This window comes from Zunongwangia endophytica, from assembly GCF_030409505.1.
In the GTDB taxonomy this organism is placed as follows: domain Bacteria; phylum Bacteroidota; class Bacteroidia; order Flavobacteriales; family Flavobacteriaceae; genus Zunongwangia; species Zunongwangia endophytica.
In genome coordinates this window covers 1,058,002-1,084,432 of sequence record NZ_JAUFPZ010000002.1, presented here as the reverse complement: position 1 = coordinate 1,084,432, position 26,431 = coordinate 1,058,002, and the positions used below count along the sequence as shown (strand labels likewise).

The following is a 26,431-nucleotide window of genomic DNA, read 5'->3' as shown; positions in this document are numbered from 1 at the left end:
CTGTTACTTTTCGGATGAAACACAAGCCGAATTTTTAAATTTTACTATTTATCTTTTTACTTGGAAATCGTCAAATTTAAAAATTTGGCGACTTTCTAAAAATACCCAAACCTCAGTGTTAACAATGACTTACGCTATTTTTTATATACAATGTTAGGGTTAGTTTTTTATCCACTCAATTGCATTTTCAGACATTTTTTTGTAGTCGTGACCTACATTTTTTATAGTGTCTATTTCCCAATTAAATGTCCAATTATTTTTGTTCTTCAATTTCTTATTAGTATTAAAAAAAGCTGTTCCACGCTCCAATCTATGTGCTCCTTGTTCCATTGCCAATTCAGTTGTTCTAAAAGTTCCTAAACTTGGGTTATTATCTAATTCGCCCAATAGAATAACCAATCTCTTATTGTAAGATTTTTGCAAATCTATTCCTGTATTTTGAATACCGTACGGAAATTCAAATTTATCGTTTGGTAGACTATAAAAGCCAGAATTTGCAGAGATAGCCGTTCCAATTCTCGATTCGGGCATTAACATTACCATTCTATGCACAAATTGTCCGCCAGCAGAATGTCCAAAAATGTCGTATTGTTCGTTTGTAATATTGTTAACCGATTTAATATGGTCAAATATGTTTTCAACCACTGTGTATGCCCATTCGCTTTTTGGGTTTTTAGTTCGGAAAAAGGTAAATAGATTTCCCTCTTGATAGTCGTTAGTTGTGTATTTTGAGAACTTATTTTCGAATTCAGGCGCAATAATTAAAAGGTTATTTTCATCAGCTAATTCAATCCAAGCGTTTAGATAGTCATCTGCATTTCGTCCACCACCGTGCATAACGAAAACTACTTTGTCTTTATCATTCCAACTTTCAGGTTTGTAAGTCCATACCTTAATCGATTTTCTCTCACTATCTTTATAAGCGTAGATAACAAAAGAGTCTATTCCGCTGTTAATTTTTTTGATTTCAGTTATTTCAGGTCCTTTTGGAAGTACATAGAGGTAAATGTAACCTGCAACTGAAAGAAGCAAAAGGATAGAGAAAGTATATAAAATTATCTTTTTTAAAATTCTAAAAGTCTTGTTCATTTGGGTTGGTTTGTTTGTGAACTCAAATTTAGTTTTAGATAATATCTCTTTTAATTTTTTCTTTCCGAATTGTTGATTTTCGAAGACGAAATGTTTTTTAATTAACCCTAACGTTTAGTATATGAAAAGTAGGCGATTTCGAAGTACAGAACTTTCGGTTAAGCACCAAGTTTTATATGAGCCAAAACCCTTGATTTTACCATTATTTCGCCTATTTTTTATATACATTGTTGTATGCCGTATTTCTTTATTCTTTCTCCATTTGTGAGCCAATAAAAGGAATTCTTGGGGCTAAAAAATAGCCTGTTAAACTTGCAAATAAGATTGGGATAAAATGTCCAAACCCTGTCAATGTTGCAAGTAAAATAGTTGTACTCATTGGTGTTCGAGTTACACAAGCGTTAATTGCAGCCATACAGCTAACTATCGCTAATGTCAAATTTATTGTCGGGAATAGTTGATGGATAATTAGTCCTAACGTAGCTCCTACGAAAAATAGCGGAATAATAAATCCACCTCTCCAACCTGATGTTACCGTTATTGAGATGGCGATAATTTTAAAAATTAAAATTGCAAACAATATAGTCAATGGAAAGTTCCCTGAAAGTAGTTCGTTAAGTTCGTGATGTCCAAAATATCGGGTTAATGGAAAGTAAAATGCTATGATGCCAAGTATAATTCCTCCAATTAGCGTTTTGATGTAAATTGGTATGGGTTTTTTCTCGAAAATTGATTTGAAAAATTTGGTACAAAAAATAAAAGCCCAACCAAAGGCTGCTCCGATTATTGCAAAGAGAACTGCATAGCCAAAATCAAAAATCCCTGAATATTCATAAGCAGATAAATCCCAAATAGGACCAAGTCCCAAATGAATGATTAAGGCGAAAACTAAATAGCTAAAGCAACTTGCAACAAATGCAGGAATAATTGCTTTGTAATACTCAACTGCGTGTTTGTGATGAAGAATTTCTAATGAAAAAAGGCTACCACCCAAAGGCGCACCAAATAAAGCTGTAAATCCTGAAGCCATTCCTGCGATACTTAATGACCTTAATTCTTCTCCTTTTAGTCGAAACAGTTTTCCTATCCAAGTTCCTGTTGAGCCTGTTACTTGAACCAATGATGCTTCGGGTCCGAGACTTCCACCTGACGCAACGCATAGTAATGAAGAGAGAACCATTGAAGGATTATTTTTAGGGTCAAGTTTTCCTTTATTAAATCGGATATTGTTTACAATCAAATGTATTTCTCCTGGGTCTCCAATGAAATGAATTATCAAACCTGCTAAAAGTCCACAAATAGCCATTACAGGAATTACTTGCCAACCACTAAAAAAGGCTAATTGATGAGTTAGAAACTCAAGTCCAATCCAATAAGCTCCTGCAATAATTCCACCTATTAATCCAAGTAAAGCCCATAACAAAAAAGTCCGACTGAAAACGAAAGGGTTAAACCGGACAGGTTGGTCTAAAATGTTTAAATACGTTACTAATTTTCTTCTTCGTTTTAATTTCACTGTTTCGTTTCTATGTATTATACTGAAATAGGTTGACCATTTTTAGTTCAATTTTCGACATTTTAAATGGTCAATACTTCTAAATTTTGTTTGTTTCTTTTGTAGGAATGATAGTCTACATTTTTATTCAAATGAACAAAGTTAGGGGTGTTCAATTTGAGACTAAAATGTGGTCGCTTGTTATTATAAATTTCCACGGCTCGTTTGACTATCTTCTTAGCTAATTTAGTATTTTTTATGGTACGTTTTAAATCGTATTCATATTTGAGTGTTCTGTTAATGCGTTCTGCTATCGCATTTTCATAAGGATCATACTTTTCGGTCATACTCATAAGTATTCCTTCTTGCTCAGCGAAGCCGGTATATAGTGGATTACAATACTGAATTCCGCGATCGGAATGATGGATGAGTTTCTGATTTTTGTATTTTCTATTTTTAAGCGCCATTTTAAGTGCATCTATACAAAGAGAGGTTTTCATATGGCTTGCCAGTTTATACCCCATAATTTGCTTTGAATAGGCGTCTGTGACCAGAGCCAGGTAACTATGGCCACTCTGTGTTTTGATATAGGTGATATCGCTTACCCAAAGTTGTTCAGGTCTACTAGGTACTTTATTCTTTATCAGGTTTTTGTATTTAAAGAGTCGATGTTTTGAATCGGTTGTGATATGGAATCGCTTTGTTTTAGGTACTAAAAGATTGTTGATACGCATTACTCGATAGAATTTATCCCTTCCTATTTTAATACCGAGTCGGTTCATATCATTCTTTAATTCCTTATAGAGTTTAATCCCACCGGTACGCATTCCATACTTACTTCGGTACTCTTTTATAAGCCGAATGATCAGCTGTTGCTGAACTTGTCTGGTCTTTTGAGATCTTAATCGTTTATAAAAAGCTTGTTTAGAAATCCCAAAACATTGGATCAACCATTTTCTTTTGAACGGTTTAGTTTCTTTTTTTCGATCTCTTCTGCTAATGTTTTGGGCAATGACTTTTTTGCCATATCAACTCCTGTAATAAGCTCCATGTCAGCAATAATGTCTTGCTGGAAGTCTTTTACAAACTCTAGTTCCTCTATTTTTTCTTTTAGTTTCTTGATTTCATCTTTTTTGCTCATCCCTTGCTTCTTTTGTTCTAAAGTACTGTATTTTTTTAACCAGTAATAGATGGAAGCTCTGGAAACTTGATATTTAAGAGCAGCATGATTGATGGAAATCTGCGCATTCTGTATCTGATCAATGATGACCAGTTTAAGATCGTAGCCCACTTTTTTGTAGGAATTTTTTCGACAGTGTTGATTCTGTTCTTTCATTAGGTATAGTACTAAAAGGTTTAATTTTTAGTCAACCTATTTCAGGAAAATACGGCCGCTTATTGCTCACAACGGCTTCGGTTATGATTTGTTGCGGAAAAGTCCGCTAGGACTTTTCGGTTACGACTGTAATTTAGCAAATATTCCTGGAATTTTCGGTAGAAAATTCCGCCGCAATGAATTATAACCGTTGTTACCCAATGTAGCGACACGCTTTGATTTATTTTTTGTTCTTATCCTTTTTTAAAATGTTGTCAGATTTATCGAATATCAATTTAGATGTGATTCTACTTCTTAAATTTTTTAAAGTGGGAGAGAGGTTTTTGAGCGTCCAAATTGAAAAGAGAGTTTTACAAATTGAAGTTTCTCCAGCGTTGCGATTAAATTTTAAGTTGAATTTTTCTAATTTAATCCTGAGAGAGATTGGTTCCGCGCAGCATTAGCTTTTTAAGTTTGAATTTTAAATTGAAGTTATTTTAATTATTAGTTTTCCGTAGTGCGTTAAATCCCAAAAATTGCCGGCCAAATTTTACAATTTCACCAATATTTTTTAATTCCTTATCCACTTTGTTGCTTAGCTTTTTAAATTAGAATTTTCATATAAATGAATTTCAGCGCACGATTTGATTGATAGATTATTTCTTGAATTTCTAAAATAATTTACTCTGAATTTAACGAATTTTGATTCTAAATTTTCTTCGGTCAGTTTTGTCAGGAGCTATTTTGGGTAACGGTCTCGGCTATGAGTAGTTGCGTGCTTTAGCACTTAACTTTGAGCAAGTACGCACTAAGCTGAAAGTCCTGGCGGATTTTCAGAAGAAGGCGAGAACAAGCAATTACTTATAGCCATTGTTGTACACAGTTATTTTATTAATTCAACATTTTTCCATTTTCATTAAATAATTTAAAGCTTTTATATGATGTTGATAGAAATGATTTTTCTTCTTTAGTCATTAAATCTTCGAATTTATAACTTGGTAATTCAATGTCTTTAGGTATTCCTAACATCAATAAGTTTCCATTATTTAATAAAACAAAGCGGACATATTTTCTTTTCGGAAATGACACATATAGAGAAATTGCATTTTCAAAGTCTAATTCGCTTACTAATTCCTTTGGCATATCTTCGGTCACTTTGTTTCTGTAATTAACAAATGACTTGTCGGTTGTGAATTTTATGTAAACCTTATTTTCTTTATTATCGTTGATGATTTTTTGTAAGAATAAATGTTCCTCAACACGAGATTTCAATTCGCTTTTTTTGTTAATAAAATTTTGAAGTGGCGTTATTTCTTCTCCAATTGCCATTGTCAAGTCGTAAATAATCTTTCTGTCAGAGTTTTTGTCAAAAAGTTTTGCTTGCCAACAGTCTCCGTCAAAACTGTAAGAATAAATATTTGCGATTATTGAGGATTTGATTTCAAAGTTATCCAACGCTTGTTTTTCCCGAAAAAGCAAATCGTATAATTGCTTATTAGGGTTTTCAATTCTTGATTTTATCTCTTTTGGTAGAAATGGAATTAGATTTTCTATGTATTTTTCTAATTGATTTTTTTTGATACTGTCCTTAACAAAGTATTGGTAATTTTTAAGCGTATTATAAAAATGAAGCTTATTGAAGGCATCAATTTCTTTGTCTCTAATTATTTTGAAAGTTGTATTCTCAAAATATCCTTGTTTGTCAGAATTTAAATTAGCATATGCTTTTGCGATTTTACTACCATCTGAAAAATAGTGGGTTTGGATTGTATCCTTAATTCTAACGTTAGAACCCAATAAGATTTTATCAATATCTATATCGAGTTGTGCAAGTTCTTCTATATAAGTTTTTCTTGCGTTAGAAGCAATATTGCTATTTGCATTTCTAGAAACATTGTCATTCATTATGTTCAAGAACGATTTTATAAAAACATTCCAATTTTGAGTTTTAGAAGCCAAACTTGCAATTCTTTTTTGTTGAACTATCGGTCCGTTATCAAAACTACAAGACCCCACTTGTCTGTTTTGTCTCATTAATTCTAAGGCTCTTTTTTTCGAAATAAGTTGAGTAGTAAAATCCTCTAAATCTCCGTTTGAGACTTTGTTTTTTTCTGCGTAATCTAAAGCTCCTAATAAGAGATTTTTAAAATTACTATCATTTGTATAAAGGCTATCTGCAAATTTATCTTTTTTAGATAGCCATTCATTTAGTTCGTTTCTACGAGCTATATAATCTTGTTCTTTCCTATAAGGTGGTTTGTTGGTTTTTAGTTCATAATAGCTCACTAATGAGTCAATAATAGTTCTTTTATATGGTCTAAATTCATTTGACTTATCATCATTATCATAAAAAATAGCTGTTTCCGGTTTTACTATTAGGTCAGTGTAATTTATCCAATCTGAAAGTCTTTTAGGAATAGCGACTGAATTGAATTCATCATTTAAGTAGAAACCTTTTATTATAGTTGATTCTTTATGTTCACTCCATTTTTCTTGGTAAGAAGAGAAATATATTCTATTATTTTGCTTTTTATTTAAAAAGATTTCAATTCTATAATTTTGGTTATCTATAATGTGTCTTTGACTTTTACCAATTTCAAATGACTTTATCTGTAGATTCTTTTCATTTTTGTAATTTAAATAGTCATTTTTTATAATTAATAAATCTTTATCAATTTGTAACCCTTTGAATTTATTTTGCAATTGTTCAATATTCTCTGATTTTTTTAATTCAGATAGAAAATTGTTTGGCTCTTTTGTAATTATTTTAAAATAAGTAGCTGTTGTTTGTGGTAGAGAGTAAAAATTAGGTGTATAACTTTGATTATAATTCCCTTCCAAGTCATTTATAATTGAATCCAGTTTTGGAATATCACTTTTGTTAATTATCGAATTTTGACAGAAAATATTTCCTGAAATCAATAAGGTTAGTAATATGTAAAATGATTTTCTCATAATTGTGTACAACGTCTTCGTATAATCGTCAGTTGCGGATTGGTTGAAAACTAAGATAGCTAAAATTCCTGACTTTTATGCTTGCGCGGTTGTGTCCGCAGGACACAAAGCCGCAATTGCTATTATACGTTGTTGTAAAATGTAGCGACACGTTCTGCTTGTTACGTTCTACTATTTTGTCCGTTTAAATTTTTGCTTAAAATTATCGAATATTAGATTTCTATAGAATGTTTTTTAAATTTTGAGAGTGGGAGAGAATCACTTGATTTTATAAGTTTTTCGTATATTTTTTTCATTTTGGTTTTCGGAATTTTTAATTTTCAATTACAACTTTCCAATTTTAAATCGCAGAGATTGGTTAAGCGTACTTCTTTTACACACAGTTTTCTAATTACTTAAATTCTTTTTTAATTTTAAGTTTCTATTTCTGCGTTCTGTTTTGCGCTGATATTTTTTCTAATTTTTGTCCGCTTTGCTGCTCAAATTTAATTTTACATTAAAAATAAAAAACGAGAGAGCGATTTGATCTGTTTATTATCACTTAAAATTCTAAAATAATTAAGTCTGATTTTATCCAATTTTGATTATTATTTTTTCGGTCAGTTCTGCATTTAAGAATTTGAGTTGGTTTGGAGCTATTTTTTACAACGGTATTGTATATGAAAAGTAGCGTAGAAATTAGAGATTAATTCTCCGCCATAAGACAAGCCAAAACTTTTGCATTTTGTTTTTATCTTTACTTTTCAAAAGCCAAATCAAAAGATTTGGCGACTTATCAAATATACCGAATTTTTCGTTTTAAAACTATATAGCTATTTTTTATATACGTTGTTAGCACCAGTTATTTATCTGTTCTTTTCATCATAAAAGTGTTCTAAGTGATATCTTAAATAATCCTTATTAATTAGATGACCTTTCATTATTTTTAATTTCCCTTCAATTCCAATTAATTCAAAGTTTTTAAGAATTCCAAAACCACCATAGTCGAACATCACGTGATGATTAGGACATAAACAAAGCAAATTGTCTTCTGAATCAGGTCCATTATGTGGCGCTCCTAATGGTTTAATATGAGCTGCCTCTGCATAATAACCTGAAGAAGTTTCAATTTGTGTGTCACATACTTGACAAGTGTATTTATATTTTTCTTTTATTTTTTTGGAAAGGATAGTATCTCGAACAATTCTTTGTACTCTAGTTTCTATCCTTTTTGTTTGTTTATCCTCTTTTGAATTGTATTCAGCTTGCTCTTCTTGTAAAACATTTGATTGCTTTTTTAATTCTCCCTCAATTTTTCTAAGCCTAAAACGCCAAACAATAAAATTGCTTTTACCCTTTTCTTTCCAGTAATCTTCTACTCGAAAAAGTCCATCATATCTATAATTGTCTTCTGGTGCAAAGTTTGATTTTCTATGAGCTCCTCTAATTACTCGTACAGGAAGTCCATTTTTACAACTTTCAGCAAGAGCTAAATTACCTCTTACTAATTCTTGGTTTGTTACTTGTTTTCCTGTTGATAAATCTCTTCCTCCGTGCCCTGTATAAATTATTATATCTCCATAGTCTTCATCATCCTCATAACCTCCTGATACAATTATTGAATCAGCTCCCTCATTTTGACCTCCACTAATCCCAGCTTGAGTAGGTTTATGAACACCACTTTGCGAAAGTTCTAGTCTGTTTCTAAAACTATCACCTTCATAAAGTCCTGGAAGTTCTCCAAATATTCTCATTTTTTATTCTAATTGGTGCTAACGAGTTTGTATATGGAAAGTAGCGTTAAAAAAGCACAATTTTTTCAATTTAGAACAAGCCAAAACTTTTGCATTTTGTTTTTAACTTTACTTTTCAAAATCCAAATCAAAAGATTTGGCGACTTACCAAATATACCAAAATTTACAGTTTAGAAAAGACGCAGCTATTTTTTATATACGTTGTTGGCAACTGGCTTTTTATCAATTTTATTTAGAATCTGTTTTAGAACGCTAAAATTAATTTCATCACTCTTTATATAGGAATAAGTTTGTGGAGGCATAAAATTTGGGAACGCTTTCTTTAAATCTTTCAACTCAATAGAATATTTAGAAAAATTTTTTATTTCTTTCAATTCTATTCCAAATGCATTTTCATTGGTTTTACAATATTCATTGAACTGATATTTTGTTATTCCTGTTTTAGAGCCATACTTGTTCCAAAAAGTTTTTTTATCCTCTTTGATTAAATTATTTATTTTACATATAGCCCATAGTTCTTTAATTGGTGATGTAACATAAATCAAAATGTAATTTTCCTTATTTACCTTTTTAGGGGTAGACTTTCTTAATTCTATAGTTTTTTTTCCAATCAATATTTTCTCAGCAAATTCTGGCTTTACTGATATTAATAATATACTCTCTACCGAAATATCACTTTTCATTTTTCCATACCTCTTTTATAAATTGCAAGATACGTTTCAGTTTTAATTTTAATTGGAGATAAAACCATAAAATTTTTACTTTCTTTTTCTTTAAATAAATTTCTAAGAAATTTTAAATCTACTGGCCTATTTAGAAGCTCAGTGTCAGAAAAAACAACCACCATTATTTTATTATTTTTGTCAGATGTTTTTTCAATATCTTTCCATTTATAGATGCCTAATTGTTCAAATTGCTTAAATAGTTTTTTTGAATTGTCAATAAAGATTTCATCAATATATGAGACTGCTTTGATTTGCCCTTTTTCTTTAGTAATGGGATTTTCACTGGTATACCATAATATTCTTGCAGGAGCTGATAATGATCGCTTAGATGGTGATCTGTAATAAACATTTTCTCTATTTAATAAAAGTTCATTTTTAGATTCAAATAAACGTAATTTTTCATTAGACCGATCATCAAATAATTGTTCTGCCCATACAGGTTTAATCGGTATGATAAATGTTGCAATATCTAAATCCTTAATTTTTATAGGGGATAGGTGCCTTTCAAAATTATATTTTTTTAAAAAAGCGTAATTTTCTCTATTTTCTTCTAAATCAATTTGATTTATAAATTCTTTGAAATAATCTTTTGAGATCAAATTTTTGATTTCGTCGAATGGTACAATTTTTTTTAAATTTATTTTTTCCCAATTCTTACCTTTTTTTATAAATTTAGCTTCCGTAATCGAATTTAAAATATCTTCTTCAAGATAATTTTCTGAAATTTCAATTAAAGATCTATTTTCATTTGTTGAAGCTAAAATAGCTTTAAACAGAAGATGCTTAGACAAAGTGATTTTTAAACTACTATTTAAAAATCTAAAGACGGGTATGGACAACTTTAAATTTGAACTACGATCAAAAATTATAAAAGCTAAAATTTGATCTCCTTTTGAAATTGTTATTAATTCATACAAATTTGGAGATGAAAGTGCAGTTCTAATTATTCTTTGAAATTTATTTTTTCTTTCGTTTGCTTTTAGAAACTAATTTGTGAAATAATCAATGTTTTCACTGGTCACTCTTTTAGAATTTATATTAGTTCCAATTAATCTTTGAGGTTTGTATTTAGAAATTTGAATATTTTCATCTAGTTGGGTAATGAATTCACTTGGACGGCAAATATTTAGTTCGTATTTCTTGAAAAAGAGTTTATTTTGTAATAAAATTTGATCTCTTGTAATAAAAAATTGCGCTCCTCCAATTATAAATAGTCAAGAACAGGTTGAATTTTCAAAGCTTTTCTTCTTTCTTTCTATTTCTTGATCAATTCCATATTGTGGTAAAGTTTCTGTTGTATAGTTGGAGGAATAAAACTCTGGAATGTTGTCCAAAAATCGGATGAGAAATTTGTATTTGTATCGTGGCTTATATCAACGGTTGCTAATTTAAATTTTTCTCTATTCATATATTGAATACTATTGACAAAGAAATCTTGTTCTAATTCATAATTAATTTTTTCATCTTTTTTTTCCCTTTCACTACTGAAGTATTTAGTAACCCGTTTTATACTGGCAATTTTGGTTTCATTTGAACTAAATTCTTCCTGTATTAAATGATGATTAATCACAGTTTTTAGACCCAATAACGAAATTTTTCTTGGATTTTCAGGCGTATAGTATTCAATCGTTAAAACCGAACCATCATTTTCATTTTCAATATTGCCAACCCAATCCTCATTTAACATTTCTGAAAAAGTTTCATCTCTATTCTTCCACTCGCTTAATAAAATTTCTTCTTCGAAAGTGAAAGGCAGTAAATTAGATCCTAACATACTCACAGCCTTTGGTTTTGCTTTCTTTAATTCACTTATGTAGCTTTTATCTTTAAAAATTCTGGACTCTTTAATGTTGTAATCTTTTACTTTAGATTTCTTTGTATCGATAAAGTACTCTATTATTCCATCAGAAAAAGATTGAGGTTTATTATCAATAAGTTGGTAGCTTATGTAATAACCTGTAATCTTTAGATATCGTGGATTCTTGGAAGTTATAACTACCTCTTGTAAATTTTCATAATCAGAAGGGGACAATAAGAATCTGTCTTTTTTTAATAAATCTTTATATGGCAAGTATTTAATTTCAAAATTTGAATGAAAAATATTAACAGTATCATTTTTTAAAAGTTCATTTTTTTTAAATCGACTTATTCCATTAGAGTTACTGACAGACAATATTTTTCCATCTTTATTAAAGACTTTTACATTTGGAATAGGTTCGCTGGATGTCTTATTTACAAATTGAATCTGCGAATAACCAGAGAGTGCTATTAATAGCATAGCGATAATAATAAATTTACTCTTCATATTATATTTTGGCTGAATTTGTCTGTTTCTATTGGTTTGATAAGTTTAGAGCTATTGTTCGGTTTTCGTATTTTATAGCTAATTATTTAATAGATATTAATTCTCCTTCTTCCGGTTTGGTTGACCAGTGAACTTGCCAAAGATTACCGTTTATTTTATCAAGAAGTAAGTAATTCCAATTATTTTTAGTCGGATAGAGAATAAACCTATTGTCGATTGTATTTTGCTTCTCAATGAGAGAAAAGCTGTTTAGAGAGGTAATCCTATTTTTTTCAGGTCTCGTATCCCAATTAAGTTGCCATATTTTACCATTTATTTGGTCTAGAAGTAAGTAATTGGAATTATTTTTAGTTGGATATAGTATGAACCTATTATCCACTTCATATTCTTTCTTTATTAATGATAAAGTATTCAAAGGTATATCTAATTGTTTTGTTTCTTTTTGATCAAATTTAATTTGCCACATTTGTCCAGTTCGTGTATTCAATTTGATAAAATACCACATGTTTACGGTTGGAAAAATTCTATATGTTTTAATGAAATTTTCATTTTTCTGATGTAAATCATTTTGGTTTTTTTCTATTTTCATTTGAGCCAACAAATTCATATTCAACAGAATTGTGATTGCTAAAATTGTATACTTTTTCATTGTATTGAAATTTTTAAAGTTTTGATTTTTTCTGAAAATAATTGGCTACAGATCTCTATTTTCGAATAATCAAAATTGATATTTTTTACTTATTAAAATTTAAATCGCTTTTTTAATGTTGGTGGCAACGTGTTTGTGTATGGTTAGTTGCGTGTTTAAGCAACTAATTTAGTAAACAAAAACGAACGCGAGAAAATTCCGAAGGAATTTTCCAAATAAGCACTTGCCAAAGCAATTAATTATACACGGTGTTACCCAACGTTTTTATTATTTTATTTTTCCGACCTGTTTCAAAATCAGAAGTGTAATTGTGAGTAAAATTCCAATTCCGCAAAGAAAATAACCACCATACTTATCTTTATTCCCGCGAATAAAATATGCTTCTCCATCTTTGTCAATAAATTGGACTGTTTTATTTAATCTTAAATCTCTATTCCGTTGTAAAGGTGTTTTGTCAGCGAGATAAATAGTTATTTTATCTCCAACTTTAAGTTTGTCCAATTGTTCAAATTTTGGGCTGAAATCTCCAGTTTCTTTTCCAACAAATATGTCAAACACAAGAGGAAAATCAGCGATATGTATAAATCGATGGTTTCCTTTATTTCTATAATTTATTTCTTGAAATGTTTTGTCGAAATAATCTATTTTTCCAGTAACATTTTCAAATTCAGTTTTCTCTTTACTTCCTCTAATTGATAAATAAATTCCAAATCCGATAATGGCAATACATGCAATAAGTGATTTGTAAAATATTTCTTTAGGTTCTTTTTTAGTCAATTTCGGTCGGTTTTGTATTATACTGAAATAGGTTGACGATTTTTGGTTCAATTTTTCGACATTTTAAATGGTCAATACTTCTAAATTCTGTTTGTTTTTTTTGTAGGAATGATAGTCTACATTTTTATTCAAATGAACAAAGTTAGGGGTGTTCAATTTGAGACTAAAATGTGGTCGCTTGTTATTATAAATTTCCACGGCTCGTTTGACTATCTTCTTAGCTAATTTAGTATTTTTTATGGTACGTTTTAAATCGTATTCATATTTGAGTGTTCTGTTAATGCGTTCTGCTATCGCATTTTCATAAGGATCATACTTTTCGGTCATACTCATAAGTATTCCTTCTTGCTCAGCGAAGCCGGTATATAGTGGATTACAATACTGAATTCCGCGATCGGAATGATGGATGAGTTTCTGATTCTTGTATTTTCTATTTTTAAGCGCCATTTTAAGTGCATCGATACAAAGTGAGGTTTTCATATGGCTTGCTAGTTTGTACCCCATAATTTGCTTTGAATAGGCGTCTGTGACCAGAGCCAGGTAACTATGGCCGCTCTGTGTTTTGATATAGGTGATATCACTTACCCAAAGTTGTTCAGGTCTACTAGGTACTTTATTCTTTATCATGTTTCTGTATTTAAAGAATCGATGTTTTGAATCGGTTGTGATATGGAACCGCTTTGTTTTAGGTACTAAAAGATTGTTGATACGCATTACTCGATAGAATTTATCCCTTCCTATTTTAATACCGAGTCGGTTCATATCATTCTTTAATTCCTTATAGAGTTTAATCCCACCGGTACGCATTCCATACTTACTTCGGTACTCTTTTATAAGCCGAATGATCAGCTGTTGCTGAACTTGTCTGGTCTTTTGAGATCTTAATCGTTTATAAAAAGCTTGTTTAGAAATCCCAAAACATTGGATCAACCATTTTCTTTTGAACGGTTTAGTTTCTTTTTTTCGATCTCGTCTGCTAATGTTTTGGGTAATGACTTTTTTGCCATATCAACTCCTGTAATAAGCTCCATGTCAGCAATAATGTCTTGCTGGAAGTCTTTTACAAACTCGAGTTCCTCTATTTTTTCCTTTAGTTTCTTGATTTCATATTTTTTGCTCATCCCTTGTTTCTTTTGTTCTAAAGTACTGTATTTTTTTAACCAGTAATAGATGGAAGCTCTGGAAACTTGATATTTAAGAGCAGCATGATTAATAGAAATCTGCGCATTCTGTATCTGATCAATGATGACCAGTTTAAGATCGTATCCCACTTTTTTGTAGGAATTTTTTCGACAGTGTTGATTTCGTTCTTTCATTAGGTATAGTACTAAAAGGTTTAATTTTTAGTCAACCTATTTCAGGAAAGTACAGTCCTCATAATTGTGTATAACGGTTTCGAGTATGGACAGTTGCGGGCTGGTTTGCCAAGTTTTGTCCGCTTAAAATAAATATAGCTAAAAACATCGAATATCGATTAAGTATTTAGCCGCAATTGTCTATACGCGTTGTTGGCAATTGTTTATTTAGTTCGATTTAAAATGATTTATAATATAGTCAATATGCGTTAGCATTGAAATGATTTTTAAAGAATTTAATTCAGTACCATAACTAGTGTCTAGTCCTAAAATATGGCTACAGGTTAAAATTGATTTAAGCTGTTAATTTATAAACCATATTTGGTGTTTGATAGTCTAAAGATAAATGTAATCTTATTTCATTATACAAATTAATTGCATTTTCTGTAGCCCTCTTAGCGTGTTGTAGACTATCAAAGGTCTGGTCGAGATAGAACTCGTCTTTTAATATGCCATTTACACGTTCTGCCATCGCGTTTTCGTAGCAATGGTTCTCTTCGGTCATACTGATTCCTATATTATTTCTTTTAAGGATCTGTGTGTATACATTGCTGCAATACTGGATACCTCTGTCAGAATGGTGTATAAGTGCGTCAATATCTTTAGCTTGATATAAGGCTTTGTTCAAAGCTCTTACACAGCCTTTTAGTTCTAGGCTATTGCTGATGTCATAGCCGACAATTTTGCGACTATGCATATCTGTAATGAGTGCTAGGTAACAAAAGCCTTTTATAGTTCTGATATAAGTGATATCGCTCACCCAGATTTGGTTTGATCTAGTTGTTTCTACATCTTTAATGATATTCTTATACTTGTAGAACCTGTGTAATGAGTTCGTTGTTCTAGAGCTGTATTTTTTTCTAAGTGTCAGCATATTGTGTTTTCTAAGAATGTTGAATAAGGTATCCCTGCCTATTTTTAAATCGGCATTTGTAAACTCTTTGCTCAGTGATCTGGCAAGTTTTCTAACCCCTTCTCTGGGAAGTGATCTGCGCTTTTTCTTGACTATATCAATAACTTTTTTCTCTATTTTCAAACGTTTGTCCTCTCTACTTTTGTATTTGTAGTATGCATCCCGTTTAAGGCCAAAACAAGCTGTTATAGCTGAAAGAGTAGCAGATCCTTTAGCGTTCTCTTTTGCTTTGATCAAGGCTTGATACTTAGTTTTTTTTTAAGTTCAAGCACTGATTTATAGCCCAGCTGTTCTGCTGCCACTTCAAGATAAGAATCTTCTATAAGGGCGTCTATATCCTTTTTCAAAAGAAGTTTCTTCAGCTGTTCAATTTCTTTTTGAAGCTGTTTGATGCGTGTAATCTCATCTTTTGTTTTCACAGTCACTCTGGTGTTCATAAGGTCTTTACGGTTATATTTCCTGATCCACTCGTTTATGGTTGTTGGAGCAATACCGTAAGCTTTACCTAGTTGATACTTGTTTAATTTTCCTGCCGTAAGTTCGTCTAAAATTTTTAGTTTGAACGATTCGGAATACCGTCTGATTACTCTGTCATTTTTATACATAATGTTTGAAATTATGTAGCCTTTATTCAGGACGAGTCAGCATTGCTGGCAACGGTATTGAATACCCGTCAGTTGCGGTGTTTGGAAAACTAAGATAGAAAAAATCCCCGAATTTCACGCTTTCGATATTGTGTCCGCAGGACACAAAACCCGCAATTGCTGGTATACGTTGTTGCCTAATGTAGCGACACGTTCTGCTGAGTACGAACTGCTAAGCGATTCCTGTTTATCGTCCCTGAGCTTTTTAGTCCGTTTAGATTAAATTATCATTTTGAAAATGAATTATAAATTGAATTTTTATCCGCAAAGATTAGAAAATAGAGCAGTGCTGATAAAATTTTATCCGCAACAATTTATCTTTTTTCTTTTCTTTTCTATTCGAGTGAGTTTAAGTCCACGTATTGCTAACGTCACTTTTAGCCATTCCGTTTTTTCATTTCTGCTTTTCCCGAAAAATTGATAAGTTTCAGTGAATTCAATGATTTAAACTTCTGATTTGGTTTCGGAGCTATTTTTGGCAACGTTTATGTATAACAATAGTTGCGAGTTTGCATGCGAGAATTTTCCGAGGGAAAATCAGACGTTACAAACACGCAATGACCTTTGATTAAGCACTAAACCGCAATTGTTGTTATACGGTGTTAGCCACAGTTATTATTCTTTGTTCAATTCCAATTGTAGCTGTTTGAACTGTTCGGCAAATTCTTCTGCTACTTTTCTATCATCAACAACTTCAACAGTTTCTTTATTATATTCAGCTCTTCTTGACCAATTATAAGAGCCGTGTATAACTTTCTGTAAATCAATGACACAAAATTTATTGTGCATTAAATTATCATTAAATGCTCCAAACTTTGGATAGCCTTTTATATTTAGTTTGTCCTTGTATTTATCATATTTTTTCTTATTTATTTCGTCTTTACTCACAATAATGCGAATATCAATTCCCTCATTACTTTTTTCAACAAGTAAATCATAAATTTCATCTAATGTAAACCAAGCAACAGCAATCCAAATCGTAAATTTTGCTTGATTTATAACGTCAATTATTTTATTTTTTTGTTTTTCAAATACGACTTCTACATCAGCAGGTTGTTCAACAGGGTGTTGAACTATTTGAGGCACGAAATTTATTTCTTTAATTAAAAAACCACAGTTTGTCGGAAGTAATTGGTCACAATATTCCTTGAGTATAGTATGTGTTCTTTGATTTATGTTCGGAAGTTCTGAAATAGGAAGTGAAAAAATGATTGAACACCAATATGTATTCCATATCTTATGTGTGAAATTACTGGTTTCTTGAAATGACATAGTACATTTTTTTAATAATTCAGCTATGTCATTTTGCTGTTTGTGTTCTACATATTCAATTAAGGCCTTAAAGAAGTCTTGTTCAGGTGGTAATTCATATGTGAAATCGCTCATTAGTGTTGTTTTTTTAATTGTGGCTAACGGTCTCGGCTATGAGTAGTTGCGTGGGTTAGCGCTTAATTTAGCAAGTACACATCAAACTGAAAATCCGCGAGGATTTTCAGAAGTGGGCGAGGACAAGCAATTACTTATAGCCATTGTTGTGCGTTCGTTTTTTATTTTTCTTTCTTCTTTTTTTCGTATTTTCTAAGAGGTGAATCTGTCTTATATAATACCTTTCCAGATGGAACTACTTTACTAGAGCCATCCAAATGAGTTTCTTGGTCATCAAAGAAAATATGTGCTCCAAATGCTTTTAGAACTTTATCTTTTGATAAACCACCCATAAAATAAGCTTCATCAACATAAACACCCCAATGACGAAGAGTTTTGATTACTCGCATATGACTTGGTGCATTTCTAGCTGTTACAATTGCTATCCTTAAAGGTGTTAATTCTATAGTGGTAGGCAAGAATTCTTGAATTTTAGATAGTTTTCTTAATAATTCAGCGAATGGTCCGTCATTGAGTGTCACGTCTTCATTTTCGGATTCGTGTTTATGAAAAGCTTCTATTCCTTGTTCTTTATAAATCTGTTCCGATTCTTCTGAGAAAACTACAGCATCTGCATCAAATGCAAATTTTACTCTGTCAATTTCGGGAACATAATCTGTTGGTGGTTCATAAATTAAAGCTGTGGCACAATTTGACGTATCACTTATTTTCTGAACATCTTCTTCATCTTTTGATAAAAACAAATCAATATCAAACGCGTCAATAAATGGCGAAAGTGGTTCTCCTCCAGAAAACGCCCATCTTGTAATTGGAAGATTAAAATGTTTGATAGATTTTAAAACTCTAACTCCAGTTTCCGGACTATTTCTAGACATTACGACAACTTCTACAATTTGTTTTGAAGCGATATCATTTAGTTTTAATAAACTCTTAATTAGAGGAAAAGCAGTTCCTTCTGTTAATAGTTCATCTTCGTGTTCTAACTGATATCGTCTGAAGCCCTCAATGTTTTCTTTTTTGAAGATTTCATTTTCTTTTTCTAAGTTGAAAAGTGCCCTGGAAGAAACTCCTACTACTAATATTTTTGAAATGTCTAATGCCATATTTTTTAATGTTTCGGTTTTCTTAAATGACGCACAACGTGTTTGTATATGGTTTGTTGCGTGTTTTAAGCAACTCATTTAGTAAATAATTACCGGCCAAGAAAGTCCGCGAGGACTTTCGTAAGTAGGCGGGAAGCCAGCAATAAATTATATACGGTGTTGCCAGTAGTCTTTTATTCAGATGCCTCTATTTTATCTTCCTCTTCCTCTTCCTCTTCCTTAAAGATGTCAGAAATTTTACCTAACATATCTTCTAGATTTTTCTTTTCGTCTTCTGTTAAATTACCAAAATCAGTATCATCAATGGTATGTATGCGGCCCACCAACCACATCTACTAACTTAGCATAATTTTATTTACCGGATTCCCTTCTTGTAAACTTGATCTAAACTTGCTGTAATTTCTTGTAATTCTGTGGGTAGAGATTTCGGATGTTCTTATGGTTGATGGACATAATATTCTCTAGGGTATATTTAAGCCACTCAAATGGATTCACCTCGTGCTTTTTGCAGATGGCAAAGAAGGAATAGATTCCTGCGGCTCTTTCTGCTGCTGAATGAGAACCTGCAAACAGGTAATTTTTTCTGCCCAGTGCCAATGGCCTGATGGCATTTTCCACTAAATTATTATCGATCTCCAGAATACCATCAAAAAGATAGGCGCTAAGTTGGTCCCAACGATCCATAGAATACTTGAAGGCCTTTCCGATAGGACTTTTGGGAAGGATTAGCCGATGCTTCATCTGATCGAACATCCATTTGCCAAATTCATTGATGACAGGCAGTGCTTTTTCCAATCGCAGGGACTTACGCTGCTCCGGGCTTAAGTTTTGCTCTCGTGCCTGGGCTTCTACCGCGTATAGTTTCTGGATAAAGCCCAATGCTTTTTCAGCGCGCTCCCTATCATTATCTTTTGCCTTGTCAAATTCCCTTCTGGCGTGGGCCCAGCAGTTCAGGTGGGTAACCCCTTCACGCTTGCCGATTTTATCATAAGCGGCATAGCCATCACTTTGAAGGTAGCCTTTAAACCCGGCCAATACATGATCGGCAGCCTCACGGCTACGCCCGGGCCTGTAATCAAAGAGTACGCTGCCATCCATGGGACAATGATGTACCCAATAATACCCTTGATGTGTTTTTCCTTTTTTAGCGGGATCCATTACCCTTATGGGGGTTTCGTCACTTTGCAGATATCCTTTGGAGCGAATATCCTCCAGTAGGTGTTGGTAAAGGATATCGATGATTTTAAGGCTTTGCCTGGTCCAGCCTTCCAGTGTGGAGGAGGCTATGGGGATATCCGCCCTTTTAAAGCGTTGCAGCTGTCGGTAGAGCGGGAGATGGTCCTGGTACTTATCGACCAAGATCGAAGCTAGGAGTCCGGCCCCGGGATTCCCTTTTCGATCACCCGCTCGGGAAGTTCCCCGATGATTACTCCTTCTTTATTGGTTGGAGCATACTTATAGCGGATGTAGCGTTTAATATAGTATCTGGCAGGCTCGTATTCCAGCTCGTCGGTCACTTCCTTGCCAATACAAACCATATCGGTAATATCTTCTTCAGGATAGATCTCGATCTCTTTGACCTCAAGATGCTCCGGAAGGGCCATTCTTCCTTTGTGGTTGGAAGTTTTTTTGCGACGCTGGCCACTGAGCTTTTCTTTTAACCCGGATTCTTGTGCCGCTGCCTTTTGGGGCTCCATTTCAAAGGGAAGGCCCAACTGGTTCTTATCCCCTTCGAAACGTTCCCTTTTTTGGCCAAAGGCCAGACGTTTGTAGTACTCCACCTGGAATTTCAGGTCAGCAATCTCATGCTGTGCTTTTTTAACTTCTTGCTCCCTTTTGGAAACACTTTTTTCAGCTTTTCCCCTCTTTTTCGTCTCCTTCTTCAGGAGGACCAAAAGCTGATCTTTAGTAAGGTTTTCTAAGGGTTCTTGCATGGGTTAAAGATACAAAAACAGACCTGTTAAACCTACCGTGAACCCCTGTTTTTACTAATAAAACACGATTATTTTCTAGTGGGAGTAGCGCAGTTTCTGAACACTTTTTTCAACCGTAATACCCTCTATCATCAGTACCAATTGCGGCCAGGTAAAACTGGTCTGATCTTCTTTAATTACAGGCGGAGTAAAGCTTCCGCGCTCCAGACGTTTGTAGTATAAAACAAAGCCGCCCCGCTCCCAGTGAAGCAGCTTGAGATGGGTGCGGTTACGGTTAAGAAAAACGAACACATCACCGCTGGTAGGCTTCCGGTTGAGCTCATTTCTCACCAGCCCGCTCAAGCCATTAAATGATTTTCGCATATCACAAGACTTACGATAAAAGTGATAATTATGGGAGGAACCTAAGGAGAACATTAATACAACTTAACTAACCGGGCAATAAGTCCCAGGTCCGCAGCATTCATTTGGAGTTTGACCCCGTTGGGATAAATAAGTTCCAGCTCACCCGATGACGACTTTAATCCCTTGGTAACTTCTACAAATCCCCGGGCCGATCTTCATCTTTCTTTTTGCGGATCCAGTAACAAAAGGTGGAAGGACTGATTCCTTTTTCTTTGCTAAAAGCTTTTGCCGAAAGACCGCTATTACGATAGTCATTAACTAAAGTGTACATTTCTCCCTGTTTGCTCATAATAAATATTATTTTAGAGCAAAGCTATCGGTAGAAAGTTAACTAATCAAGATGCAGTTGGTGGGGTGGATACAATGGTATTATTTTCGAGAAGTTGTTTTATCATTTCAGTATATGTAAACTGAACTGGAATAGTTCCTTGCTGTATTTTTACAGTTATATCGTTATTATCTTCTTTATTAAATATTAATTTCATTATTCGCTGAATTTTTTGAGGTTATATTTTTTTACTCTTTTTTTAATTGAAGATTTACCTCCGTCTGTAATTTTTGCAATTAAATCAACAACACTTGTTCCTTCAATTTCGCCTTCTAAAGGACTTGATTTTATTATTAATTTATTATTTTCATTTTTGCACAGAATTATATTTTGTGCATCTGCTAACATTGGGATTGTTGCGTTATGAGAAACTAAAATTATTTGTTTTTTATTTTTTATTTTTTTTACAGCAGTAACTAATCCTTTATTTATGTAATCAGTTGCTAAATTATCCTCTGGTTGGTCTATTATTATTGGTGCACTATCTTTATCATACCCTAGTATTATATCAAGAATTACAGATGTTTTCCAACCAGGACTAAGTTTATCAAATTCACGACCATCATTAGTAATGATTTTGTATTTTTTCTTATTTAACTCTTCGAAACTGTTGTAAATTCTGTTTTCGAAGTCATCATAATCTTGAACTTTAGGTTTTTGTTTTTTGAAATTACTTTCAAATAATAATTCAGGTGTAATATTTTCAAAACCGCTTATTTTATTTTTTAGAAAATGGTTAACTACTTCGATAAACTTATCTGTACTTAATATAAAATCATTCTCTATATATAATTTGTGTCCCATTGATTCTATTTCCTCTGAATCAAAATTGAGAGTATAGCTTGAAATTGAATTTATAGTTCTATGAAATTTTCTATAGGCTCTCACATATTTTTTTAAAGACTCTAAAAGCTTGATGAAATTTTGACTCTTTGTTTGTTCTTCAGAGTTTGAATGTCTCAACACTTGATTGTATGACTCTTGCTCTTGCACAAGTAAAGTTCTAACTTGTTTTTCCTTATTTGATATAGTTAAAACATTTGATAATTCATCTTTAAGTTTAGTTACCAAATCTGAATCGTGTTCAACAAATGGGTATTTAGATAAAAAGTCATCTATAGAATCCAAAGATTGTACATATTCATCATAAGTGCCTTGTGAAAATCTTAATTTCTCATTCTCTAATTCATTTGATTGAAGATTGTCATAAATATTGGTTTCTAAATTATCTCTTGTAATTAATCTTGAAATAATAGGTGTGGTTTGTAATGTTTGGCTCTCGGCTTCAAGAATTTTTACACTTTCAATTAATGATATTATATTCTTTTTAAATTCTCGCAAGCCATTATTGATACTTGTTTTAATTTCTTCGTCTCCTGGAAATGCTCTTTTTATTATATCTATATTTTCAATTTTATCGTCACTAATATTATTTACAACTCCCATAATATAATTTTGAGAGAGGTAATGAGGTTTCATACCTGATGGATTTACAATATTAATTTTATCAATTTCATATTGTTTATAAATAGAATCTTGAACAGTCTTATTTATACCTCTAACAATAGAATCTACTAATAATGTTTTGCCACTAGAAGAGCCTCCAATTATTACATTTAATCCAGAAGTTAGTTCTACATCTATATCTAGGTTTTTTTCTTTATGAGAAACTGATTTAATATTCTCGGAATAAAATTTAGGTTTATTTTCTGAATAAATTAATCTGGATTGTTCGGATAAAGAAAGTCTTAATCCATTGAAAGTTGGTTTTGCAAGCATCCAAGTTGGATTAAATGGATTTTTGTCTTTACCATTAGGATAAGTTGAAGGTGTATAATTATCACTACAAGTGATAAGATTTACGAATTCATTTATTCCAAGTTTTTTAAAATATGCTTGAGTTTTTTCAAGGCCTTTGTCTCCTCTTGCAGTAAATCCTTCGAAATGATTGTAATAAACATTTCTTTCTAAAGTACTATCTAATCTTGTATCTTTTGGAATTGAAGTATTAAAAGTAGCGTGCGATTGTCCTCCGTGAGGAAGTAGCATAAATTCGTAAGAATCAAATTTATTAATTATCTCCTGTATTGTAGGAATCTTTGGGTCTTTTTTGACAACTTCCTTATTAGAGTATAATTCATCTAATTTTTTGTTTATATCGTCAAGAATAACTTCTGTAATTTCTATAAGGTCAAAATAAATATGACAATGATAAGCTGGACAATCATCATAATTTTTTATGTGTAATTCTACACCAAGAATTATATTTAAATTTAATTCCACCGCTTTCAGATAGGCACTTTTATTAACCATATTATGGTCTGTTAGCGAAATCAAAAATTCAGAATTACCATTAAATTCTTTAATTTTAGCGACTAATAAATCAATATCATAATCTTCATTTACCTGATTAGGATTTGCAGAAGTATGAATGTGTGTATCTAAGTAAATTGGATTCAATGAGTATGTTTTTTAGATTACTGGCAACGAGTTTGTATATGGAAAGTAGCGTAAAAACAAGCACAATCTTTTCAGTCTCACCATAAGCCAAAGCTTTTGCATTTTGATTTTATCTTTACTTTTCAAAAGCCAAATCAAAAGATTTGGCGACTTACCAAATATACCAAAATTTACGTTTTAGAAATAACATAGCTATTTTTTATATACGTTGTTACCCACCGTTTTTTTTCGCAATCTTTGTTTTCGGTCGTAATTATATTTCCATATTTGATACCGTAATTTACCCAAAAATTTATTCCATTCTTGCCTAATTCCACCTAATTCCCAATTCACATCGAATTTTTTTTGAATCTCATCAGAGTTGGGTTTTTTCGCAACGTAAGGTGGAATCGATACTTTACAATGCAACATCGGTTCATTATCTATTATTGTTGAATAAAATTCCGCTGTGTGAGCTGTTTTGAGAAAATATCTTATTTCGACTATGGTTTTGTTATTTAGAGATTTATAAATATAAAGATTTATGTCGTAAAGATTCTCAAATAATTTATTCAATTCCGCCACAATTTCACTTACCGATTTGGGCGTTTTTTTGTCGTTAATTTTCTTTCTTATTTTCGCTTGTTCATAAAGATTTCCTCCGATTGAATTGTCAATTTCGGACATAATATAATCACACTTTCTCGAGATTTTATTCCAACACATATCAGTTGCCATATCAAGTAAACTTGAAGTCGCGTCTATGATTTTATTTTCGAGATTTGCTTTTTTCAAAATGGTGGGTAACGGTTTTGTATATGGCTCGTAGCGTGTAAATTAGCTTTTAATTTTCGGTTGAGTACAAGCCAGATTTTTAAATTTTACTATTTATCTTTTTAATTGGAAATCGTCAAATTTAAAAATTTGGCGACTTTCCAAATATGCCTTAACTTTGTTTAAACAACTGATTAGCTATGAGTTATATACGTTGTTAGGGCACGTTATTATCTACCATTCTGCTATTATTTCTTTCACTAATTCCGAAATATATTCAGATTCACTATTTTCAAATGATAATATATATTTCTTCGCTTTTTCTCCTTTTATTTTTGATAATGCTCTCAAGTAAGCTTGACAATTTCCATCACTTCCTTCTCTTTCTTTTTCGCTTATCTCAATAATTCGGTCAATTGAACTTTTATCATTTAGGTTTGCAAGTCCAATTGATGCATTTCGGTTCATTGAAAATCCCGAATCTTTATTGTAGATAACATCTTTTAAAATTCCTTTATGTTCTTCTTTTGGGAATTTAGATAAATACTCAATCGCTGTTCTTTTCCATTCCGAACTTTCATAAGTATTATAAATATTTGTATAAACGTTTTGAAGTGTATCTATCTCATTATTAATTAGGATATGTGTAATTGGTGAAACTCGCTTTCCGGGGTTTTTTAGTAGCTCAACAAGTTTTTCAATTACTATTTTTGATTTAGTATTTTTTAGAGCGTCCACAGTCCAATATCGAACTGATGAATCGTCATTGTCTATATAGTTCAAAAGTATTTCTTCAGATACGGAATCTTCTCGTCCTTCAAGAACCTTAATCAACGTTTTTTGAATCGTTAGATGTTTTGTTGTTTTTAAAGTTGTTTGAACATCATTTAACAATTCGTCAGAGAATAGAAGCGGTTTTCTTAAAGTATTGAAATAGTACTTTTCAGGGATTTCTCGGCTTGAAACAAGTTCAAGCCAATATTTGACACTTTCTGGATTTTTTGATTCTAAAAAGCCGTTTAAAATGTCTTTAGAAACAACTTTTTCTGAATTAGCAAGTTGTTTTAAATAACCCACATCTTCTTTTGTTGGACTATTTGCCAACGCTTCAATAGCAATAGGACGAGTTTTTATACTGTCTAATAAAGGAACAAAAGTCTCTTTTAGATTCCCCATTTCTAATTCTTTCACAGAATATATTGCATAACCTTTTATGTTATAATCCCAATTCTTTACCGCATCAAGTAATAGCTTTTCAGTTTTTTCATTCTTTCCGGTTTTTGAAAGTAATTGTGCAGAAAGAATTTTAGCTTTTAGGTTTGTGCTATTAATTCTGTTGTAAGCGGTATTTTGAAGTGAGTCTTTGTTTAGTTGGAAATACATCGGAATCATATGACTATCTCCAAAATTCTCGTTCTCAATTAAAAAGTCAAAAAGAGGTGTTGTATGGCTTGTTTGTAAATACATTAATGCCATTCCAGACCAAATTAAGTTTCCTTTAGTTTCCTCTGTTTTTAGTTTTTCTAAAAGTGTCTTTTCATAATTCTTATCTCCAGCTCCAGCAATTACTAAATAAGAAAGTAGTCTTTGGTTTGGGTTTTCTGAATTTAGTAGACTTTGGATATTGTATTTATAATCGTCTGTTTCTTTAAATTCGGAAAGTGGATATTGAACTATTCGTTCATTTTTGAAACTTGCAGTAAGTTGAGTTATGTCACTATGAGGTGTTAGTAAATTTGAATATGTTCTGAACATTTCATTCAATTCGGATTCGCTAAATTCAGTTTCGGTGGCTTTTTTAAAATCCTTTTTAAATTCGTCAATATTCTGTCCGAATGAAGCGATTGAAATTAAAAATGTTCCTAAAATTATGATGTATTTCTTCATTTCGTTCTAATGTGCCCTAACGGTATTGTATATGGCTCGTAGCGTGTAAATTAACGATTATTTTTCGGTTAAGCACGAGCCGAATTTTTTAATTTTCTTATCACCTTTTCCTTTCAATAAGCCAAATTAAAAAAATTGGCGGACTTCGCAAATATGCCATAACTTTGATTAATCAACTAATTAGCTATGAGCTATATACGGTGTTAGCACCAGTTTTTGT

The 26,431-nt window shown here is 31.9% G+C and carries 23 protein-coding genes and 1 pseudogene; all 24 read right to left on the bottom strand.

The window, feature by feature from the left end:
- Window positions 1–159: 159 nt before the first annotated feature.
- The gene (locus QWY91_RS04880) at window positions 160–1,089 is read right to left on the bottom strand and encodes an alpha/beta hydrolase family protein (protein ID WP_290232231.1); all 930 of its coding nucleotides are present in this window, start codon (window positions 1,087–1,089) and stop codon (window positions 160–162) included.
- A 247-nt stretch (window positions 1,090–1,336) separates the two neighbouring features.
- Window positions 1,337–2,605, bottom strand: a complete 1,269-nt coding sequence (locus tag QWY91_RS04875) for a chloride channel protein (protein ID WP_290232229.1) — start codon at window positions 2,603–2,605, stop codon at window positions 1,337–1,339.
- Between the two features lie 62 nt (window positions 2,606–2,667).
- Complete coding sequence (locus tag QWY91_RS04870; RefSeq protein ID WP_290232227.1) at window positions 2,668–3,534, bottom strand: IS3 family transposase; 867 nt, start codon at window positions 3,532–3,534, stop codon at window positions 2,668–2,670.
- On the bottom strand, window positions 3,531–3,920 hold the full coding sequence (locus QWY91_RS04865) for a DNA-binding protein (protein ID WP_290230444.1): 390 nt from the start codon (window positions 3,918–3,920) through the stop codon (window positions 3,531–3,533). Before QWY91_RS04865 ends, QWY91_RS04870 begins: the two co-directional genes overlap by 4 nt.
- An 870-nt stretch (window positions 3,921–4,790) precedes the next feature.
- Window positions 4,791–6,854 (bottom strand): hypothetical protein, encoded by a 2,064-nt coding sequence (locus QWY91_RS04860; protein WP_290232225.1) that lies wholly within the window; start codon window positions 6,852–6,854, stop codon window positions 4,791–4,793.
- Window positions 6,855–7,699: 845 nt separating this feature from the next.
- Window positions 7,700–8,587 carry a YDG/SRA domain-containing protein gene (locus tag QWY91_RS04855; protein WP_290232223.1) on the bottom strand — a complete coding sequence of 296 codons (888 nt, stop codon included), beginning with the start codon at window positions 8,585–8,587 and terminating at the stop codon, window positions 7,700–7,702.
- 185 nt (window positions 8,588–8,772) lie between these two features.
- Complete coding sequence (locus QWY91_RS04850; RefSeq protein ID WP_290232221.1) at window positions 8,773–9,270, bottom strand: ASCH domain-containing protein; 498 nt, start codon at window positions 9,268–9,270, stop codon at window positions 8,773–8,775.
- Complete coding sequence (locus QWY91_RS04845) at window positions 9,267–10,229, bottom strand: hypothetical protein (protein WP_290232219.1); 963 nt, start codon at window positions 10,227–10,229, stop codon at window positions 9,267–9,269. The genes QWY91_RS04850 and QWY91_RS04845 overlap by 4 nt, the downstream gene beginning before the upstream one ends.
- A gap of 338 nt (window positions 10,230–10,567) precedes the next feature.
- Window positions 10,568–11,617, bottom strand: a complete 1,050-nt coding sequence (locus tag QWY91_RS04840; RefSeq protein ID WP_290232217.1) for a hypothetical protein — start codon at window positions 11,615–11,617, stop codon at window positions 10,568–10,570.
- An 82-nt stretch (window positions 11,618–11,699) separates the two neighbouring features.
- Window positions 11,700–12,266, bottom strand: a complete 567-nt coding sequence (locus QWY91_RS04835) for a hypothetical protein (protein WP_290232215.1) — start codon at window positions 12,264–12,266, stop codon at window positions 11,700–11,702.
- 267 nt (window positions 12,267–12,533) lie between these two features.
- Window positions 12,534–13,043: a hypothetical protein gene (locus tag QWY91_RS04830; protein WP_290232213.1), complete on the bottom strand. Its 510-nt coding sequence runs from the start codon at window positions 13,041–13,043 to the stop codon at window positions 12,534–12,536.
- A gap of 63 nt (window positions 13,044–13,106) precedes the next feature.
- Window positions 13,107–13,973: an IS3 family transposase gene (locus tag QWY91_RS04825; protein WP_290232211.1), complete on the bottom strand. Its 867-nt coding sequence runs from the start codon at window positions 13,971–13,973 to the stop codon at window positions 13,107–13,109.
- Window positions 13,970–14,359: an IS630 transposase-related protein gene (locus QWY91_RS04820; protein WP_290232209.1), complete on the bottom strand. Its 390-nt coding sequence runs from the start codon at window positions 14,357–14,359 to the stop codon at window positions 13,970–13,972. Before QWY91_RS04820 ends, QWY91_RS04825 begins: the two co-directional genes overlap by 4 nt.
- 334 nt (window positions 14,360–14,693) lie before the next feature.
- Window positions 14,694–15,548 (bottom strand): IS3 family transposase, encoded by an 855-nt coding sequence (locus QWY91_RS04815; protein WP_290230874.1) that lies wholly within the window; start codon window positions 15,546–15,548, stop codon window positions 14,694–14,696.
- Window positions 15,545–15,916 carry a transposase gene (locus QWY91_RS04810; RefSeq protein ID WP_290230433.1) on the bottom strand — a complete coding sequence of 124 codons (372 nt, stop codon included), beginning with the start codon at window positions 15,914–15,916 and terminating at the stop codon, window positions 15,545–15,547. The genes QWY91_RS04815 and QWY91_RS04810 overlap by 4 nt, the downstream gene beginning before the upstream one ends.
- A 654-nt stretch (window positions 15,917–16,570) precedes the next feature.
- Window positions 16,571–17,341, bottom strand: a complete 771-nt coding sequence (locus QWY91_RS04805) for a phospholipase D-like domain-containing protein (protein WP_290232207.1) — start codon at window positions 17,339–17,341, stop codon at window positions 16,571–16,573.
- Between the two features lie 161 nt (window positions 17,342–17,502).
- The gene (locus QWY91_RS04800) at window positions 17,503–18,444 is read right to left on the bottom strand and encodes a 5'-nucleotidase (protein WP_290232205.1); all 942 of its coding nucleotides are present in this window, start codon (window positions 18,442–18,444) and stop codon (window positions 17,503–17,505) included.
- Between the two features lie 173 nt (window positions 18,445–18,617).
- Window positions 18,618–18,770, bottom strand: coding sequence for a hypothetical protein (locus QWY91_RS04795; protein WP_290232204.1), 153 nt, complete (start codon window positions 18,768–18,770; stop codon window positions 18,618–18,620).
- A gap of 58 nt (window positions 18,771–18,828) precedes the next feature.
- Window positions 18,829–20,378, bottom strand: a pseudogene (tnpC, locus tag QWY91_RS04790) (IS66 family transposase).
- Window positions 20,379–20,453: 75 nt separating this feature from the next.
- Window positions 20,454–20,795, bottom strand: coding sequence for an IS66 family insertion sequence element accessory protein TnpB (tnpB, locus tag QWY91_RS04785; protein ID WP_290232202.1), 342 nt, complete (start codon window positions 20,793–20,795; stop codon window positions 20,454–20,456).
- A 121-nt stretch (window positions 20,796–20,916) separates the two neighbouring features.
- Window positions 20,917–21,072 (bottom strand): IS66 family insertion sequence element accessory protein TnpA, encoded by a 156-nt coding sequence (gene tnpA / locus QWY91_RS04780; protein WP_290232200.1) that lies wholly within the window; start codon window positions 21,070–21,072, stop codon window positions 20,917–20,919.
- A 195-nt stretch (window positions 21,073–21,267) separates the two neighbouring features.
- Window positions 21,268–23,571: a PHP domain-containing protein gene (locus tag QWY91_RS04775; RefSeq protein WP_290232198.1), complete on the bottom strand. Its 2,304-nt coding sequence runs from the start codon at window positions 23,569–23,571 to the stop codon at window positions 21,268–21,270.
- Between the two features lie 192 nt (window positions 23,572–23,763).
- A complete protein-coding gene (locus QWY91_RS04770; protein WP_290232196.1) occupies window positions 23,764–24,345 on the bottom strand; it encodes a hypothetical protein in 582 nt (193 codons plus the stop codon).
- A gap of 213 nt (window positions 24,346–24,558) precedes the next feature.
- Window positions 24,559–26,211: a HEAT repeat domain-containing protein gene (locus QWY91_RS04765; protein WP_290232195.1), complete on the bottom strand. Its 1,653-nt coding sequence runs from the start codon at window positions 26,209–26,211 to the stop codon at window positions 24,559–24,561.
- Window positions 26,212–26,431 lie beyond the last annotated feature (220 nt).